At 55.0% G+C, this 18,177-nt stretch carries 16 protein-coding genes; 5 read left to right on the plus strand and 11 right to left on the minus strand.

What is annotated here, in order from left to right:
* Positions 1–15: 15 nt before the first annotated feature.
* Both D9980_RS12810 and D9980_RS12815 read right to left on the minus strand, forming a co-directional pair.
* Positions 16–1,275 (minus strand): MFS transporter, encoded by a 1,260-nt coding sequence (locus D9980_RS12810; RefSeq protein ID WP_024484502.1) that lies wholly within the window; start codon positions 1,273–1,275, stop codon positions 16–18.
* A gap of 66 nt (positions 1,276–1,341) precedes the next feature.
* Positions 1,342–2,454 carry an alcohol dehydrogenase catalytic domain-containing protein gene (locus D9980_RS12815; RefSeq protein WP_121607488.1) on the minus strand — a complete coding sequence of 371 codons (1,113 nt, stop codon included), beginning with the start codon at positions 2,452–2,454 and terminating at the stop codon, positions 1,342–1,344.
* Positions 2,455–2,775: 321 nt separating this feature from the next.
* Here D9980_RS12815 and rpiB point away from each other — a divergent pair, with 321 nt between their 5' ends.
* Together rpiB and tal are read left to right on the plus strand one after the other, a co-directional pair.
* Positions 2,776–3,234: a ribose 5-phosphate isomerase B gene (gene rpiB / locus D9980_RS12820; protein ID WP_024484504.1), complete on the plus strand. Its 459-nt coding sequence runs from the start codon at positions 2,776–2,778 to the stop codon at positions 3,232–3,234.
* A gap of 365 nt (positions 3,235–3,599) precedes the next feature.
* The gene (tal, locus tag D9980_RS12825) at positions 3,600–4,550 is read left to right on the plus strand and encodes a transaldolase (RefSeq protein ID WP_024484505.1); all 951 of its coding nucleotides are present in this window, start codon (positions 3,600–3,602) and stop codon (positions 4,548–4,550) included.
* Positions 4,551–4,883: 333 nt separating this feature from the next.
* On the opposite strand, the gene nudK is transcribed toward tal, so the two are convergent.
* The 8 genes from nudK to napF form a co-directional block, all read right to left on the minus strand.
* Positions 4,884–5,459, minus strand: a complete 576-nt coding sequence (nudK, locus tag D9980_RS12830) for a GDP-mannose pyrophosphatase NudK (protein WP_121607489.1) — start codon at positions 5,457–5,459, stop codon at positions 4,884–4,886.
* A 124-nt stretch (positions 5,460–5,583) separates the two neighbouring features.
* Complete coding sequence (gene napC, locus D9980_RS12835) at positions 5,584–6,201, minus strand: cytochrome c-type protein NapC (protein WP_024484507.1); 618 nt, start codon at positions 6,199–6,201, stop codon at positions 5,584–5,586.
* 11 nt (positions 6,202–6,212) lie between these two features.
* A complete protein-coding gene (napB, locus tag D9980_RS12840) occupies positions 6,213–6,662 on the minus strand; it encodes a nitrate reductase cytochrome c-type subunit (protein ID WP_021178725.1) in 450 nt (149 codons plus the stop codon).
* On the minus strand, positions 6,659–7,570 hold the full coding sequence (gene napH / locus D9980_RS12845; protein WP_024484508.1) for a quinol dehydrogenase ferredoxin subunit NapH: 912 nt from the start codon (positions 7,568–7,570) through the stop codon (positions 6,659–6,661). The genes napB and napH overlap by 4 nt, the downstream gene beginning before the upstream one ends.
* Positions 7,570–8,322 (minus strand): ferredoxin-type protein NapG, encoded by a 753-nt coding sequence (gene napG / locus D9980_RS12850; RefSeq protein WP_024484509.1) that lies wholly within the window; start codon positions 8,320–8,322, stop codon positions 7,570–7,572. Before napG ends, napH begins: the two co-directional genes overlap by 1 nt.
* Positions 8,323–8,332: 10 nt before the next feature.
* Positions 8,333–10,819 (minus strand): nitrate reductase catalytic subunit NapA, encoded by a 2,487-nt coding sequence (gene napA / locus D9980_RS12855; RefSeq protein WP_121607490.1) that lies wholly within the window; start codon positions 10,817–10,819, stop codon positions 8,333–8,335.
* Complete coding sequence (napD, locus tag D9980_RS12860) at positions 10,816–11,082, minus strand: chaperone NapD (RefSeq protein ID WP_024484511.1); 267 nt, start codon at positions 11,080–11,082, stop codon at positions 10,816–10,818. Before napD ends, napA begins: the two co-directional genes overlap by 4 nt.
* The gene (gene napF / locus D9980_RS12865) at positions 11,069–11,566 is read right to left on the minus strand and encodes a ferredoxin-type protein NapF (RefSeq protein WP_121607491.1); all 498 of its coding nucleotides are present in this window, start codon (positions 11,564–11,566) and stop codon (positions 11,069–11,071) included. The genes napD and napF overlap by 14 nt, the downstream gene beginning before the upstream one ends.
* Before the next feature lie 362 nt (positions 11,567–11,928).
* On the opposite strand from napF, the gene narQ reads away from it, so the two are divergent.
* Both narQ and narP read left to right on the plus strand, forming a co-directional pair.
* Positions 11,929–13,611 (plus strand): nitrate/nitrite two-component system sensor histidine kinase NarQ, encoded by a 1,683-nt coding sequence (narQ, locus tag D9980_RS12870; RefSeq protein WP_024484512.1) that lies wholly within the window; start codon positions 11,929–11,931, stop codon positions 13,609–13,611.
* A gap of 125 nt (positions 13,612–13,736) precedes the next feature.
* Complete coding sequence (narP, locus tag D9980_RS12875) at positions 13,737–14,369, plus strand: nitrate/nitrite response regulator protein NarP (RefSeq protein ID WP_024484513.1); 633 nt, start codon at positions 13,737–13,739, stop codon at positions 14,367–14,369.
* A 26-nt stretch (positions 14,370–14,395) separates the two neighbouring features.
* Here the strand turns inward: narP and D9980_RS12880 are convergent, their stop codons facing one another.
* Complete coding sequence (locus D9980_RS12880) at positions 14,396–14,674, minus strand: helix-turn-helix domain-containing protein (protein WP_024484514.1); 279 nt, start codon at positions 14,672–14,674, stop codon at positions 14,396–14,398.
* Positions 14,675–14,963: 289 nt separating this feature from the next.
* Between D9980_RS12880 and acrD the strand changes: the two genes are divergently transcribed.
* Positions 14,964–18,092: a multidrug efflux RND transporter permease AcrD gene (gene acrD / locus D9980_RS12885; protein WP_121607492.1), complete on the plus strand. Its 3,129-nt coding sequence runs from the start codon at positions 14,964–14,966 to the stop codon at positions 18,090–18,092.
* The last annotated feature ends 85 nt before the right edge of the window (positions 18,093–18,177 follow it).

Consider the following 18,177-nt stretch of genomic DNA (forward strand, 5'->3'; position numbering starts at 1 on the left):
CCCTCAAACGGTTAGTTACGCCAAGCTGTGATGATTTTCTTCCACGGCGGCAGGCACGGCTTTAGGCAAGGTGACATATTTCATCAAGACGCCGCTGAACAAATACAGGCCGGTGAAAATCCAAATCACCCCGCTGCTCCCCAAGCTGCCGATAAACAACCCTACCACTGCCGGGCCAACGAAAGTGCTCAACCCCGCGCCGAGATTGAGGATCGACATGGCGGCACCTTTATTCTCCGGGGCCAGCGTTGGCATAATGGCCGAAAGAGGCACGAAGGCAGCCAGGCAAGCACCGAATAGCCCGGCGGCCACGACGGTCAGCAGATAATTGGGGCCGAGGAAGTAAGGCACGTAATAGAACATCAGCGTGGTGATAGCGCAGCCGACGCAACCGAACCACATAACGACGTTACGCCAGCCCAAGCCGTCGCTGATCACCCCAAAGATCAGGTTGAAGATAATGTTCACCGTCCACAGTGCCGCATACATCTGTAGCCAGTCAGTGCGGCTAAACCCGATATCCATCATGTACATCGGCATAAACACCACGAAGCCATACGCCGCAGAGGTATTGATGGTGCGGACAATGCCACCCAGGCCGATTTTCGGGTTCTCAAACGCAATGGTGATCCCCTTTAGCACATAGCTGAGAGAGGCTTTTTGCCTGTCCCCCACGTCACTATGGCCAGGGGTGCGGTTAAGCATCAGTGCTATCATCGCCCCGAGTACCACAAAGATTAATGCGCTCCATAAGGTGTGAATTTCCCCCAGGTACGGCAGCATGATGCTGGAGTAGAGCACGCCCAGTACGCTCAACCCACCGCTGTAGACAAACCAGAAAATCCCCACGGCGGAACCCAGCCTTTCCGGCGGAGCCTCATAGGCGACCCACACCAGAAAACCATAGGCAAACAGGGGATAGCCCAGCCCGCGCAGCGCATAGGTCGGTATCATCACCGACAGATTATTACTGGGTAATCCCCACACCAGAAAACACACCGAACCCAGCAAGAACAGCAACAATCCAGCCAGCATGACGCGGCGAGCGGTAAAGATTTCCGCCAAGACGCCGGAAAACCAGGCGGAGATTGCCGCAGCAAAACCGTAAACGCTAAACAGCAGCGCAGATTCTTGAATGGTTAAGCCTTTGCCGATCAGATAAGGTGAAAGCCAGCCTTGTTCCAGCCCTTCCCCCATCATAAAGACCAACACACCGGCATAACCGAGCATTAATTTTGGTGACAGACCAATGCGATGAATCAGTCCATTCAGCATAAAACACCCCAGCACATTGAATTGTGGAGGTGCAGGCTAGCCCGCACCCGAAGAATGATGCAGGCATTACAGATTCGGGTTGAGCACCACTTTGATTGAGCCGACGCCCCGTTTCATCATGGCGAAGCCTTCAGCAAACTGCTCCAGCGGCAACGTTTGGGTGACGACACCTTTGGTGGGCAAATCGCCATTGCGTATCCCTTCAATTACCAACGGATAACAGTAAGGACCCAGGTGCGATCCCAGCACGTCCAGCTCCTTACGATCGCTGATAATGCTCCAATCGACGGTCACCGGATCTTTAAACACCGAGAACTCGACAAAGGTGCCCAATTTGCGGATCAGCATCAGCCCCTGTTCGACAGATTGCTGCGCGCCGGTGGCTTCAATGTAGATATCGCAACCGTAGCCTTCGGTCATGTCTTTAACGATCGCCATCACATCATCGCGCAGTGGGTTCAGCACGACGTCAGCACCAAATTCTTTCGCCAACGCCAAGCGATCGTCAGACAGATCGAGCACCACCAGCTTCGATGGGCCGGATTTTTTAATCGCCCCGATCATCCCCAAACCCAGCGTTCCGGCCCCCGCCAGCACCACCACGTCACCCAGTTTGATGTTGGCGCGCTGTACCGCATGGAAAGAACAGGCATAGGGTTCGATCAGAATGGCGTCCTCGATCGGCATTTCCGCGGGGACGTGATAGTTGATGGCCTCTTTGGTGAACTTCATGTACTCAGCCATGCCGCCATTAACGTTTTTCTGGAAGCCGTACAGGTCGTGCTTCTCACACATCCAATACTGGCCACGGTTACAGAAGCGGCATTGCCAGCAGGGGACAATCTGTTCAGAGATCACCCGATCGCCCAGCTTAAATCCCTCAACGCCTTCACCATAGCCCACCACGTGGCCGATAAATTCGTGGCCGGGGATCATCGGCGCTTTGATGTAAGCCGGTTGTTTTTCATCCCCCCAAAAGCTGGCGGCCCCTTCAAACGCTTTAACGTCACCGGCGCAGATGCCGCAGGCTTCAACTTTCACCAGGATCTCTTGCGGGCCAATTTTCGGTACCGCCACTTGCTCTAAGCGGTAGTCCTTCGGGGCATAGGCCACCACCGCTTTCATGGTTTCAGGAATGCCTTCGGCCATGTTTGCCGCTGTTACGCAGTTCTGACACATAGTTCTATCCTCGGGTAGGGTTTATTTTTATGATCATAAGTACACACAAAGAACAAATAAACACTACATACTCTCAACATGTTTGCCCACCACTAACCTTTGAAATTGTGATCCTGCTCAAAAAGCCCTCTTTAAGTCATATGAAAGACCTTTAAGCCGGTTTATTCGTGATGTTAATCACCTTTAGTGGCCATAACCCCCCTAACAAAAATAAAAACAAATGAACATCAATTGAACATTTGATAAATCATGGTTATGGTAATAGCCATGACGCGCCACCGGGGATCGTCAGCCTTACCCTTGACCAGCAGGAGATGTGTTATGCAGCCTATTGCGATTGGCGCCGATGATGCCGCCATTGAACTGAAGAATGTGATCGTTGCGTTTCTGCAACAGCGCGATATTCCGGTCACCGACTACTCACCGGGAAGCGATACGGCCCCCATCGGTTATCCCGATATCGCCTTTCAGGTGGCGCAGGGCATTAAGGATGGGAAACACCAACGCGGCATTTTGCTGTGTGGCACCGGTATTGGCATGAGCATTGTGGCCAACAAGGTCCCGGGGATCCGTGCGGCACAGTGCCATGACACCTATTCGGCACAGCGCGCACGTAAAAGCAACGATGCACAAATCATCACGCTTGGCGCACGCGTCATTGGCCCGGAACTGGCAAAATCGATCGTTGAAGCCTGGTTGAGCTCTGAATTTGAAGGAGGAGGATCGGCGCCCAAGGTGGCAAGGATCGGCTATTACGAACAGGTCGTTGGCCAACGCTGAACCAACGTCGACAGAGGGTCACGGCTTGGGGGACCCAAGTGGTATTTATGCCCCCATTGTTTCTATCCATCGCAACAATCAGAAAAAGCGTATTTCATTCACTGACTAAATGGTGCAGTGTGTTTCACAATTAATGAAAATCGTTCTTATTTATCTTTACCCTATGGATTTCAAGTTGCAGCTAGGCGGCCAGTTCGCTCATCCTCAGGAGCTTACTTTAGTAAGTGACTGGGGTGAGTGATAAATCTGTCAGGAACAGATTTAAACGCTGCTTGCAGCGGCCCCGAAGGGGTGAGGCCCACGGATGGGCTGAGTTATGCAAACGCTGCAGCTTGAAAGACGACGGGTAAGCAAGGAGCTTATAAATGAACCAGTTAGACGCACTCAAACAGCTGACCGTGGTCGTTGCCGACAGCGGTGATATCGAATCCATCCGCCAGTTCGAACCGCAGGATGCCACTACCAACCCTTCGTTGATCCTCAAGGCCGCGGCGCTGCCGCAGTATAAGTCGCTGATCACCGAAGCGCTGGAGTACGCCCGCCAGCAAGGCGGCAGCAAAGAAACCCAGCTGATTAATGCCAGTGACAGACTGGCGGTGAATATCGGGGTAGAAATTCTAAAAAGCGTGCCGGGCCGTATCTCCACCGAGGTGGATGCCCGTCTATCCTTCGATCGCGGTATGTGCGTGGCCAAAGCACGCAAGCTGATCGGCATGTATCAAAACCAGGGCATCGATAAATCCCGCATTCTGATCAAGCTGGCAGCCACCTGGGAAGGGATTAAAGCTGCTGAAGAGCTGGAAAAAGAAGGCATCAACACCAACCTGACGCTGCTGTTCTCCTTTGCTCAGGCCCGTGCCTGCGCCGAAGCCGGTGTCTATCTGATTTCGCCGTTTGTTGGCCGTATCTACGATTGGTATCAGGCCAGACAGCCAATGACCGATTACGATGCCGAGCAGGATCCGGGCGTGAAGTCCGTCCGCACCATTTATGAATACTACAAACAGCACCGCTATCAGACCGTGATCATGGGCGCCAGCTTCCGTAAGGTTGAGCAGATCCTGGCGTTGGCGGGCTGTGACCGTTTGACCATTGCGCCAAACCTGCTGGAAGAGTTGAAGCAGAGCAATCAGCCTATCGAACGCAAACTGACGCCGTCTACCGAAGGATTTTATCAGCCTGCGCCACTGGCCGAGGCCGAGTTCCGCTGGTTGCATAACCAGGATGCCATGGCGGTTGAGAAGTTGGCCGAAGGCATTCGCTTGTTCGCCGTCGACCAGCAGAAGCTGGAAGATATGCTGATCGCACAGCTGTAAGACGATGATAGAAAAGTGAGATCGGCAAAGCAATTGCCCCTCACCCTAACCCTCTCCCACAGGGAGAGGGGACCGATCGAGTGTGTTTTAAAGGTAGTGACTCACTTTGGCTAAGGACGATCAAGCTAGCTAAAATGACTTCTTTATTTTCAAACGAGTAGGGGCTAACAGCTCTCTCTCCCTGTGGGAGAGGGGACCGATCGAGTGTATTTTAAAGGTAGTGACTCACTTTGGCTAAGGACGATCAAGCTAGCTAAAATGACTTCTTTATTTTCAAACGAGTAGGGGCTAACAGCTCCCTCTCCCTGTGGGAGAGGGTTGGGGTGAGGGAAACTACTCCATCACCCGGTGGATCTGCAAATACTGCAACAGCATGATGGTTTTACCATCCTTGAGGCGACCGTCGGCGATCATCGCGATTGCCTCACCAAAGGGCAATTCCACCACTTCAATATCTTCATCCTCAATGCCACCGCCGTTGGTTTGACGCTCGTCATCCTGATACTCGGCAATAAAGAAGTGGAGTATTTCCGTCACGCCGCCTGGTGACATGTAGGCCTCAAAGATCTTTTGCACCTTCGAAACCTGAAAACCAGTTTCCTCTACCGCTTCACGGCGGGCGCACTGTTCGGGCTGATCGTCATCCAGCAGCCCGGCGCAGGCTTCCAACAACATGCCTGTGGTATTGCCGTTGACGTAGGTCGGCATGCGGAACTGGTTGGTCAGCACCACGGTGCCCTTGGCGCGGTTATACAGCAAAATGGTCGCCCCGTTGCCCCGGTCATAGACCTCGCGCACCTGTTCGATGGTTCCGCCGTTTTTACGTTTTAACTCAAAGGTGTATTTATTCAATACGTACCAGTTGTCCGATAACAGCTGCTTTCTGATATTTTCAATTTTTGACGACATTTTCCCTTCTTCCGTTAGCCAACGCACTGCAACCTTTGGCCACTAGCAAAGCGCAGCCACGGCGGATTTGCAACAAAAAACCCCGCAGGCCTTTCGGCACTACGGGGTTTTGTATCCACCAGAGTTAGAATCCGGTAGGGACTCCGTGCATGTCCGGCAGTTTGTGTGCGATCCCTTTATGGCAATCGATACAGGTTTTGCCTTCGGTTATCGCTTTATCATGCATCTTGGCCGCCACGGTTTTCTGCGCGGTGAAATCCATATACTCGAAGTTGTGGCAGTTACGACACTCCTGCGAGTTATTGGCCTTCATACGCGCCCATTCGTTGCTGGCCATGGTCAGACGATGCTCTTCGAACTTCTGCGGCGTGTCGATAATGCCAAACACCTTGGCGTAAAGTTCTTTACTGGCCTTCAGCTTACGTAGCATCTTTGGCCCCCACTCATGCGGGACGTGGCAGTCCGGGCAGGTGGCACGTACGCCACTACGGTTGTTGTAGTGCACCGTCTCCATATACTCTTCGTAGACGTTTTCACGCATCTCGTGGCAGCTGATACAGAATTTTTCGGTGTTGGCCGCTTCCATACCGGTGTTGAAACCGCCCCAGAAAACGATCCCGGCGACAAAGCCCAACAGCAGCAAAGTCCCCAGGGCCAGCCTGCTCGGCCTGCGCCACCAGCGCCATAGACGGCGGATCGGTCCGGCCTTTTTCTCGGATGTTTCGTTCTTACGTTCGGCCATAGCTCCCCCGCTTAGTGCCCAAAGCCCTGCATAGGCTTGAAATCATTGCCGATGATTGGTGCCGCATCGGTTTGTGGTACGTGGCATTGCAGACAGAAATAACGGCGTGGAGCAACTTCCCCCAGCACCTTGCCATCGCTGTCCATAAAGTGTGTCGGGCTGATACGCGGTGCGCCGGTGGTGCGATAGTGCTCCACGCCGTGGCACTGCAAGCAGCGGTTAGTGTTTTTGCTAATCTGGTAGCCGTCGACGCTGTGCGGGATCATCGGCGGCTGGTTGACATAGTTTAGCGCCATCTTTTCCTGCTGCTTGGGCATTTTTATCTGCCCTTCAGCCGTGCCGGAAACCTCTGGCGATTGCTTGAGATCGACATCACTGGCGGCAAACGCGGCACTGGCAACTACCAGTGTTAACAGCGCGCCCCACAGGGAAAGCTGCTTTTTCAGGACATTGCTGGTCATTTTTTGGCTCCCGAATAATGAAATTTGCTCTTAATTTCGAATACGTTTTCTGCACAGACGTCGATACAACGTCCGCAGGCAATACAGGCATCACTGGCAACCCGTGGTGTACCTTTTTTTACTAATAACGGCTCACGCAGGATCTGCGGTTCTGGGCAAACATGAAAACAATCCATGCAGCGAGTACAGTTGTCACGCTTCTCCGCGCTGATCTGCACCACACCCTGGCTACCAATGACGCCATACAGCGCTCCCATTGGGCAAAGATGGCCACACCAGCCGTGTTCGACCACCAGCAGATCGAACAGGAACAGCGCCACAATCAGCCAGATGCCAGCACCAAATGCGGCACCCAGCCCTTTCAGCCAGGCTAATGCCCCTTCCCCGCTGCTGCCGTGGATCAGCCCGCGCCCCATCAGGGCAACCGGATTAATCCATTCCCAGATCAGCGTGCCACTCACGGCGCTGCCAACCAGCACGACAAGCAAGATGCCGTAGCGCAGGGAACGAGGCAGGCTGGCCGATTGACGCAAACCTAACTTGCGCCGCAGCCAGGCCGCCAGATCGGTCACCGGGTTGACCGGGCAAACCCAGCCGCAAAACACCCGATTACCGATCAGGCCGTAGATCAGCACCACTACCGCGCCTACCCATACCAGCCAGGCTGGCCAATGCCCAGCCAACAGGCTTTGCAGCATCATCAACGGATCCGTTAACGGTACCGTCTCTGCCAATAGGCTGGCGCTGTAGTTGCCGCGCAAGATCCAGATGCCCCACAGCGGCCCGGAGAGAAACATCAACAAGATCAACAATTGGCTGCAACGGCGCAGGATCAGGAAGCGGTTGCTGCGCAACCAGCCATGGCGCAGACGGGCATCACGCCCCGCTTCAGCGACTGGATTAGCCATCATTCACCTCCCTTTACGCCGCGTGCCGGCAATGTGAGGCCTTCCGGCACCAGTGAATGCCCTGCACGCTGCTTTTCCTGCCAGCCCCAGCGATAGTGTTCACCCAATTGGCCACGCGCCAGTTCCATCGGTAACACCTTGATCGCCGCCTGCTCAAGCACACAAGCCTGCTCACACTTGCCACAACCGGTACAATCCTGGCTGTGAACCGTCGGCAGAAACATGGCGTGCTTGCCGGTACGCTCGTTGTGTTGCAGATCCAAGGTGATGGCCTTGTCGATCTGCGGGCAAACGCGGTAACACACATCGCAACGCAGCCCCTGCCAGTTCAGACAGTTTTCATGATCCAGCAACACCGCCAGCCCCATCCGCGCCTGATCGATATCCGTCAGGTTCGGATCCAGCGCACCACTCGGGCAGGCCACCACACACGGGATGTCTTCACACATCTCGCAAGGGATATCCCGCGCCACAAAGTATGGCGTTCCCGCGGCTCTCGGCGACAACAGCGTCGCCAGTTTCAGCGTCTGATACGGGCAGGCTTGCACACACTGACCACAGCGAATACAGGCGCTATCAAACGCCGCCTCGGCCAGTGCTCCCGGCGGCCGCAGGGCCAGGCCATCACGTGCCTGAGACTGCTTCTGTTGCAGCCCCAGCAGTACGCCTATCCCTGCCAACCCGGCCACGCTGCGAGCCGCATCCCGTAGGAAGCGACGCCGGGCCGGTGTTTTATCTCGTTGCTGGCTCATTCCGTTGGCCTTATACCTTCTCCAGTTTTACCGCACACTTCTTGTAGTCGGTCTCTTTCGACAGCGGATCGGTGGCATCCAGCGTCAAGTTATTGACCAACTGCGCGGCATCAAAGAATGGCATATACACCAGACCTTTCGGCGGACGGTTACGGCCACGGGTTTCGACGATACTCACGACTTCACCACGGCGTGACAGTACCTTCACCTTGTCGCCACGGCGTAGATTGCGGCTCTTGGCGTCCAGCGGATGGATAAACAGCACCGCCTCAGGGAAGGCTCTGTGCAGCTCTGGCACCCGGCGCGTCATCGAACCAGTGTGCCAATGTTCCAGCACGCGGCCAGTGGACAGCCACAGATCGTATTCCTGATCCGGGCTTTCTGCCGCAGGTTCGAACGGCAGTGCGAAGATCACCGCTTTGCCGTCTGGCTTGCCATAGAAGCGCACGCTTTCACCGGCCTTCACATAAGGATCGGTCCCTTCGCGGTAGCGCCACAGGGTTTCTTTGCCATCCACCACTGGCCAGCGTAAGCCGCGCGCCTTATGGTACATATCAAAGGCAGCCAGATCGTGACCATGACCACGGCCGAACCCGGCATACTCTTCAAACAGCCCTTTCTGGATGTAGAAACCGAACTCGCGCGACTCGTCGTTCAACTGGTCGGCCGGGACCTCTTCCAGCTTGTACTTGTTCACTTCACCATTGACGAACAGCACGTCGTACAGGGTTTTGCCACGGTATTCCGGCTTCTGGTTTACCAGTTCCGCAGGCCAGACTTCTTCCACCTTGAAGCGTTTGGCAAATTCCACCAACTGCCACAGGTCAGACTTGGCCTCGCCCGGCGCTTTCACCTGCTGATGCCAGAACTGAGTACGACGCTCGGCGTTACCGTAAGCCCCTTCTTTCTCCACCCACATCGCCGTAGGCAGGATCAGGTCGGCGGCCAATGCGCTCACCGTTGGGTACGGATCGGAAACCACGATAAAGTTGCGCGGATCGCGCCAGCCTGGCATGCGTTCTTCATTAATATTTGGCCCGGCCTGCATGTTGTTGTTACACATCACCCAGTAGGCATTCAGCTTGCCGTCTTTCAACGCACGGTCTTGCGCAACTGCATGCAGCCCGACTTTTTCCGGGATGGTGCCCGCTGGCAGTTGCCATTTCTGTTCGGCAATCTGGCGGTGTTTCTCGTTGGTCACCACCATGTCTGCTGGCAGGCGGTGGGAGAACGTCCCCACTTCACGCGCGGTACCGCAGGCGGAAGGTTGGCCAGTCAGCGAGAATGGCCCACAGCCTGGCTTAGAGATCTTACCGGTCAGCAAGTGCAGGTTGTAGCACAGGTTATTGGCCCAGACGCCACGGGTATGCTGGTTGAAGCCCATCGTCCAATAAGACACGACCTTCACATTCGGGTCGGCATACAGTTTTGCCAGCGCTTCCAGTTGGTCTTTTGGCACGCCGCTCATTTCGGCGGTCTTTTCCAGCGTGTATTCCGCCACAAAGGCCTTGTAATCTTCGAAGCTCATCGGCTCAGAAGCATCGCTGCCTGGGTTCTTCGCCGCTTTCTCCAACGGGTGGGTTGGGCGCAGACCGTAACCGATATCGGTCACCCCTTTGCGGATATTGACGTGCTGCTTGAGGAAATCCTGGTCAACCGCGTTGTTCTGAATAATGTAGTTGGCGATGTAGTTCATGATCGCCAGATCGGTCTGCGGGGTGAACACCATGCCGTTATCCGCCAGCTCGAAGCTGCGGTGTTCAAAGGTGGAAAGTACCGAGACGTTGACCTTATCGTTGCCCAGGCGGCGGTTGGTAATGCGCGACCACAGGATCGGGTGCATTTCCGCCATATTGGAGCCCCACAGCACGAAGGCGTCGGCCTGCTCGATATCATCGTAGCAGCCCATCGGTTCATCCATGCCAAAGGTGCGCATAAAGCCGACCACGGCAGAAGCCATGCAGTGGCGCGCGTTTGGATCGAGGTTATTGGAACGCAGACCCGCTTTGAACAGTTTGGAGGCCGCATAGCCTTCCCATACCGTCCACTGGCCGGAGCCAAACATACCTACCGCCTCTGGCCCTTTTTCTTTCAGTGCCCCTTTGAATTTTTCTTCCATGACGTCGAAGGCTTTTTCCCAAGTGATGGGGGTAAACTCACCTTCTTTGTCATACTGCCCGTTCTTCATGCGCAGCATTGGCTGTGTCAGTCGATCCTTGCCGTACATGATCTTGGGCAGGAAGTAGCCTTTGATACAGTTCAGGCCCCGGTTAACCGGAGCATCCGGATCGCCCTGCGAAGCCACAATGCGGCCATTTTGGGTACCGACCAGAACGCCACACCCGGTGCCGCAGAAACGGCAAGGTGCTTTGTCCCATTTGATTTCGTCACCGCTGCCAACCACGGCTTGGGCGACCGTTGGGATCGTCAGCCCGGCTGCAGTGGCTGCAGCCACTGCGGCGTTCGCTTTCATGAAGTCTCGACGACTGAGTTTCATGGCATTACCTCACCTTGCTCATCCTGCTGGTGATAGACCAGCGACACTGCCAACACGCCTTCCAGATTGCGTACCGACTCAATTTTTTCCAGCAACGCATCGGAGCGCGCTGCTTGCATAACGACTACCAATTTGCCCTGCTGTTGATCCTGCGCCGGAATTTCCGTATCAGGGATTGCCAGCAGCGCCGAGATCAGCGCCGGGAATTTGTCAGGCCTGGCCTGCACCATCAACCCGCTTACGTGCCATTCACTGCTCATTATTTTCACTCCGGGTTATTGCAATCGCCGAGGTCGGGCAGCCGGCAACGCAGGCACCACAACCATTGCACGCCGCCGCCTCGAGCGCCGGTTGGGCTATGCCGCCTAACCGTGGCCGAAAACGGATTGCCTGCGTTTCACAACTGTCCTGACAACTGCGACATTCTACCCCCTGCATCGCCAGGCAAACGGCCGAAAACGACGCCACTTGTTGCCAGGGTTGGTGCTGTGGTGGGTAAAACAGTGGGGCTTCGCAGGCATCTGCGCATTGTCGGCAAAAGGTACATTCCGCGCGTTGGAAATCGATTTCGGGATATCCGCCACTGCCGCTGATCAATACACCGGTTTCACAGGCGTTAACGCAGGCCTGGCACCGGGTACAACCCGCAAGGAAGAGAGGGGTTTCACGCGACCACGGGGGACGGATCGCATCAGTTTGATGACGCCATTGTCCGCTGAGCAATCTGCGTCGCGACAATTCGGCCATTCGGGTTATCCTTCAAAGTTGGCAACACGCGCGCGTGTAAAAAATTATTATAGTGTGACTTTATTATTGTTTGTCTCGCACCTCGGGTAAGAGGCAAGGATAAAATAGGCTTATCGGAGGGGGTAGATAATCACCCTTTAGGGGTAAAAGTGGGTATTACTTGCGCCAGATCAATCACTGATAGCCGATATAGGGCATTTTGCCAACAGTAGGTCACTCAATCGCTATTTACTTGATTATATAGCGAAGATTTATTTTGGCTATGGATTGGTCTTTCGCTAAAAATCGCCATGCTTTTTGCCAGCAAAAGTTATAATTTGACGGCGCATAACACTCCGGCCAATAACCAGAAGGACGCTTAATTGCTCGTAAAACGCTCAGTGACCGGCAGCCTGGCGAAGGCGCTGATAGCTATCGTGATCCTTTCCGTGCTGTCCACCGGACTGGCACTAACCACCGTGGCCGGCAGCCTGCAAGATGCTGAAGCGATCAATATCGCGGGATCGTTGCGCATGCAGAGTTACCGGTTGGCGTATGAGCTCACTAACGGTTCCGCTGAAGTGCAGCAGCACCTGGTGCAGTATCAACAGTCGCTAACGGCTCCAGCCCTGCTTAAACTCGATCGATTTTATGTGCCTGACGATGTGCGGCAAAAATACCTGACGCTGCGCCAGGCCTGGCTGGTGCTGGAAAAACAGATCCTGGCCGGGAACCCGGAAAACTATCAGGCCAACGTGGCCAGCTATGTCAATCAGATCGACCATTTTGTCTTGGCTTTGCAGCGCTATTCCGAACAAAAGCTGACCATCGTAGCGACGATCAGCGTGATGGGCTACATCGCCATCATTGCCCTGGTGCTGTTCTGCATCCGCTTTATGCGCCGCCAAGTGGTCACCCCGCTCAAGCGCCTGGTGGACGCCAGCCTGCGTATGCAACAACGCGATTTTAATCATCCGCCGCTCGACGTTTCATTGCCAAACGAACTGGGCGTTCTGTCGCAAACCTTCACCACCATGTCTGGCGAATTGGCGAAGCTCTACCAATCACTGGAACAGAAGGTGCAGGAAAAAACCGAGCGGCTACAGCAGGCCAACCGCACGCTGGAGGTACTTTACAGCTGTTCCCAGGCGCTGAGCGTTGGGCAGTTGGATCAGCGGGCGTTTGAGAAGGTCCTGCATATCATCAAGCTGAGCGAACAATTACATTGTATCCGGCTCAATGTGGAAGACAGTCTCAGCCAATGGCAGGTCAGCAGTGGTGAACCGGTGGCGGAACTGGCCTGGCATTCGCAGGTGATTATGCAAGACAACAAACCTTTGGGTAGCCTGAGCTGGCAACATGAGCAACAACCGCCCCACCCACACCTGATGCAAAGCGTGACCAATATGCTCAGCCGCGGGGTTTACTTTAACCGCGCACAAAAGCAGCATATGCAGTTCCTACTGATGGAGGAACGCGCCACCATCGCCCGCGAGCTACATGATTCGTTAGCCCAGGCACTCACCTTCCTGCGCATCCAGCTCACCTTGCTCAAACGTACCCTGACAGGCCATTCCTCGCAGGCAGATGAGATCATTGATGATTTTGATCGAGCGCTGGCGGATGCCTACCGCCAATTGCGCGAACTGCTGGCCACCTTCCGGTTGAGTATTCAGGATGCCGATCTGAATGCCGCGTTGCAGCAGGTATTGGAACCATTAAAACTGCTGACCAGCGCGCGGATTCAGTTACACTGTCGGTTAGCCTCACAGGCGTTGAATGCCCAACAACAGGTTCATGCGCTACAGATCGTGCGTGAAGCCGTGCTTAATGCCATCAAACACGCTGATGCGCAGGAAATTGTGATCCATTGCGAAGTCTCCCCCAGCGGTGACAACGAGATCACCATTTGTGACGACGGCTGCGGCATCGACAGCCTGGATGAACCGGAAGGCCATTACGGGCTAACCATTATGAGCGAACGTGCATCGCGTCTGAACGGTACGTTACATATCAGGCGTGGCAATGCCGGGGGCACGGAGGTCTGTCTTAGCTTCCCGCCATAAGGGCTAACAGCATTGCACGGCGGCCATTCGAGCCGAGCGACAATGCTAATTACTACTATATTTTAAGAGTCAGCTTTACTGCCGGCAGTACGCAGTGGCTTTACTCGCTACAGGGAGCACGTTTTATTGTGATGAAAAATTACCGAGTAATGATCGTGGACGATCACCCGTTGATGCGCCGTGGCATCAAACAGTTACTGGGGCTAGATCCTACTTTCACCGTGGTGGCAGAAGCCAGCGGCGGTGCTGAGGCGATCGCCCTGGCTGCACAGTTCACGCCAGACGTGATCCTGCTCGATCTGAACATGAAGGGACTTTCAGGGTTGGATACGCTGAAAGCACTGCGCGATGAAGGGGTGGATGCACGCATCATCGTGCTGACCGTTTCCGACTCCCGCAGCGACGTCTATGCGCTGATCGATGCTGGTGCCGATGGCTACCTGCTGAAAGACAGCGAGCCAGAACAGTTGCTGGAGCATATTCGCCAGGCCGCCGAGGGCCAGAACGTGATTAGCGATGCGGTTGCGGACTACCTTTCGTCACGCAGCGAACAACACGATCCCTTTGCCGCTCTGACCGAGCGTGAACTGGATGTCTTGCAGGAAGTGGCGCGCGGTATGTCAAACAAGCAGGTCGCGGCGCAGTTGCATATTTCTGAAGAGACGGTGAAAGTGCACATCCGCAATATGCTGCGCAAGCTCAACGTGCGTTCGCGCGTGGCGGCAACCGTGATGTATCTGGAAGCGAAAAGCCAGTAATGCTTCCCCGGCACGCCGGGGAACATTCAACCAATGGCCGCCAGCAGCATCTCATGATGCTGATTAATCCAGCTTTGGCTCAGCGGGCCCCAGTTTGCCAACTGGTAATAGCCATCGTTATTACGCTTCCCCTGCTGCACAAACTGCAACTCCAGGCCCAGGCCTGGCAAAGCTTTGAGTACATCCTGCAACGTACGGCGCGGCCAACCGGTCAGTTCCATCAGGCGCGGAACGTTAGGGCGTTCATTGCTGCTGATCAGCCAACACAGATAAAGACGACGAGCAAATACCGGGTTAATTTCCATGCTTAACTCCTGCTGAGGAAAAACGTCCTGATTATTTCACCGTAACGCCATAAAATCGCCATAATGACGCGTTTCGTGGTGGTGCAATGTGTAACTGTAGATTTCTACTACTGTTATTTACATTATCTCCTTTTTTTCTCCACGCTTTATCTGCGCTTGACGAGTAAAGTGCAGTAGCACCTTTGGGTACAATCAAATCCTGCAACAGCCCGGCCACCAATCAGCGCCAGGCGTAAGCATAACTGATGCAGTCAAAAATAGAATAAGTCACAACGAGGTTCATAGCCGCATGGCCAATTTTTTTATTGATCGCCCGATTTTTGCCTGGGTTCTGGCAATTATTCTTTGCCTGACGGGGACGTTGGCGATTTTTTCTCTGCCTGTCGAACAATATCCGAACCTCGCTCCGCCAAACGTGCGTATCAGCGCCTCCTATCCGGGGGCATCGGCACAGACGCTGGAAAATACCGTTACCCAGATTATCGAACAGAACATGACCGGCCTCGACAACATGATGTATATGTCGTCCCAGAGCACCAATACCGGCCAGGCCTCGGTTACGCTGACCTTTGATGCCGGCACCGATCCCAACGAGGCAATGCAACAAGTACAAAACAAGCTGCAGGCCGCCATCAAGCGGTTGCCCCAGGCGGTACAGCAACAAGGCGTAACGGTGTCAAAATCGGGCGATACCACGCTGATGATGGTGGCCTTTGTCTCCAACGATGGCAGCATGGATAAGCAGGACATCGCGGACTACATCGTCTCCAACCTGCAAGACCCCCTCAGCCGTATTAACGGCGTGGGCAGCATGGACGTTTACGGTTCACAATACGCCATGCGTATCTGGCTGGATCCGAACAAGCTCACCAGCTACCAGCTCACCACTCAGGATGTAGTCAACGCCATCAGTTCACAGAACACTCAGGTGGCGGTGGGCCAGCTAGGCGGCTCCCCTTCCGTGGATCAGCAGGCGCTAAACGCTACCATCAATGCTCAATCCCAGTTGCAAACGCCGGAGCAGTTCCGTCAGATCACGCTGCGCGTCAATCGGGACGGCTCGCTGGTCACTCTGGGTGACGTTGCCACGGTGGAATTGGGCGGGGAAAACTATAACTACCTCAGCCGTTACAACGGCCTACAGGCCGCCGGGATGAACATCAAGCTGGCCTCCGGTGCCAACGAATTGCAAACCGACCAGTTGGTGAAAGCCAAGATCGCCGAGCTTTCACAATATTTCCCCCACGGGCTGGAAGCCAAGATTGCCTATGAGACGACGCCGTTCGTGCAGGCTTCGATACATGACGTGGTAAAAACCCTGCTGGAAGCTATTTTGCTGGTGTTTTTAGTCATGTACCTGTTCTTGCAGAACTTCCGCGCCACGTTAATCCCCACTATCGCCGTTCCGGTGGTGCTGCTGGGCACCTTTGCCATCCTTTCGGCCTTCGGCTACAGCATTAACACCCTGACGATGTTTGCCATGGTGCTGGCGATCGGCCTACTGGTGGACGACGCCATCGTGGTGGTGGAAAACGTGGAGCGCGTGATGAGCGAGGAAGGTCTCTCACCCAGGGACGCCACCCGTAAATCCATGGGGCAGATCCAGGGTGCGCTGGTGGGGATTGCCATGGTGCTTTCGGCAGTATTTATTCCTATGGCCTTCTTCGGCGGCACCACCGGCGCCATTTATCGCCAGTTCTCGATCACTATCGTTTCCGCAATGGTGCTTTCGGTACTGGTCGCCATGATCCTCACCCCGGCCCTGTGCGCCACTATTCTCCAGCCGATCGCCAAAGGCCATCATCACGGCAAGCGCGGTTTCTTCGGCTGGTTTAACCGCATGTTCAACCGCAACACCGAACGCTATGAACGTGGGGTAGCGCGCGTATTGCATCACAGTGTCCGCTACATGGTGATCTACCTGTTGCTGTTGGCCGGTATGGCGGTGCTGTTTATCAAACTGCCGACCTCGTTCCTGCCGCAGGAAGACCGTGGTGTGTTCACCGTGCAGGTGCAGTTGCCTGCAGGTTCTACACTACAGCAAACCACCAAGGTGGTGGAAAAGGTCGAGCACTACTTCCTGACCGAAGAGAAAGCCGACGTGCTGTCGGTGTTCTCCACCATCGGTGCCGGGCCAGGCGGCAACGGCCAGAACGTCGCGCGGCTGTTCTTGCGCCTGAAGGACTGGGATCTGCGCAGTTCGGGTGCCAATAGTTCGTTCGATATCATCGAGCGTGCCACCAAGGCCTTTAGCAATATCAACGAAGCGCGCGTGATCGCCAGCAGCCCGCCAGCGATCACCGGGCTGGGGAATTCTTCGGGCTTCGATATGCAGTTGGAAGACCACGCAGGGCTGGGGCATGACAAACTGATGGAGGCTCGCAATCAATTACTGCAGTTGGCTGGGCAAAACCCTCAGCTATCGCGTGTGCGCCATAATGGCCTTGATGACAGCCCGCAGCTGCAGATCGATATCGACCAACGCAAGGCACAGGCGCTGGGCGTGTCGATCGACGATATCAACAGCACCTTGTCGACCGCCTGGGGATCCACCTACGTCAACGACTTTTTAGACCGCGGGCGAGTGAAGAAAGTGTACGTCCAGGCCGGAGCGCCCTTCCGCATGCTGCCGGAGGACATCAACAAGTGGTACGTGCGTAACGACAGCGGTGGGATGGTGCCCTTCTCCGCCTTTGCTACCTCCCATTGGGAATATGGTTCACCGCGTCTGGAACGCTACAACGGTAACTCCACGGTAGAAATCGTGGGCGAGGCTGCCCCGGGCGTCAGTACCGGTACCGCGATGGATGAAATGGAAAAACTCGTCAGCCAGCTACCGACCGGTTTCGGCCTGGAATGGACCGCAATGTCCTACCAGGAACGCCTGTCCGGTTCCCAGGCACCGGCGCTGTATGCCATCTCGCTGTTGGTGGTATTCCTGTGTCTGGCCGCCCTGTATGAAAGCTGGTCGATCCCGTTTTCGGTCATGTTGGTGGTGCCGCTGGGGGTGATCGGTGCCGTCACGGCCACCTGGCTGCGCGGGCTAGAAAACGATGTGTACTTCCAGGTGGGGCTATTGACGATTATCGGGCTGTCGGCCAAGAACGCCATCCTGATCGTGGAATTTGCCAACGAACTGAACAATAAAGGCCAGGATTTGCTGGAGGCAACGCTGGAAGCCTCGCGCCTGCGCTTGCGCCCTATCCTGATGACCTCACTGGCGTTTATCTTCGGCGTTCTGCCAATGGCTATCAGTTCCGGTGCAGGTTCTGGCAGCCAGCATGCAGTGGGTACCGGAGTGATGGGCGGTATGATTTCAGCCACCGTTCTGGCAATTTTCTTTGTGCCGCTGTTCTTCGTATTGGTACGCCGCCGGTTCCCTGGTAAGGCGCTTCCTCACCATCACGATAGCCAATAGCAGGCGTAAAAAAAGCAGCTTCGGGAAACCGAGGCTGCTTTGCTAAAGACTTAATATTGTTACCCTAGGTGCTTTAAATAAAAAC

The sequence above is a fragment of the Serratia sp. 3ACOL1 genome, assembly GCF_003668775.1.
In the GTDB taxonomy this organism is placed as follows: domain Bacteria; phylum Pseudomonadota; class Gammaproteobacteria; order Enterobacterales; family Enterobacteriaceae; genus Chania; species Chania fonticola.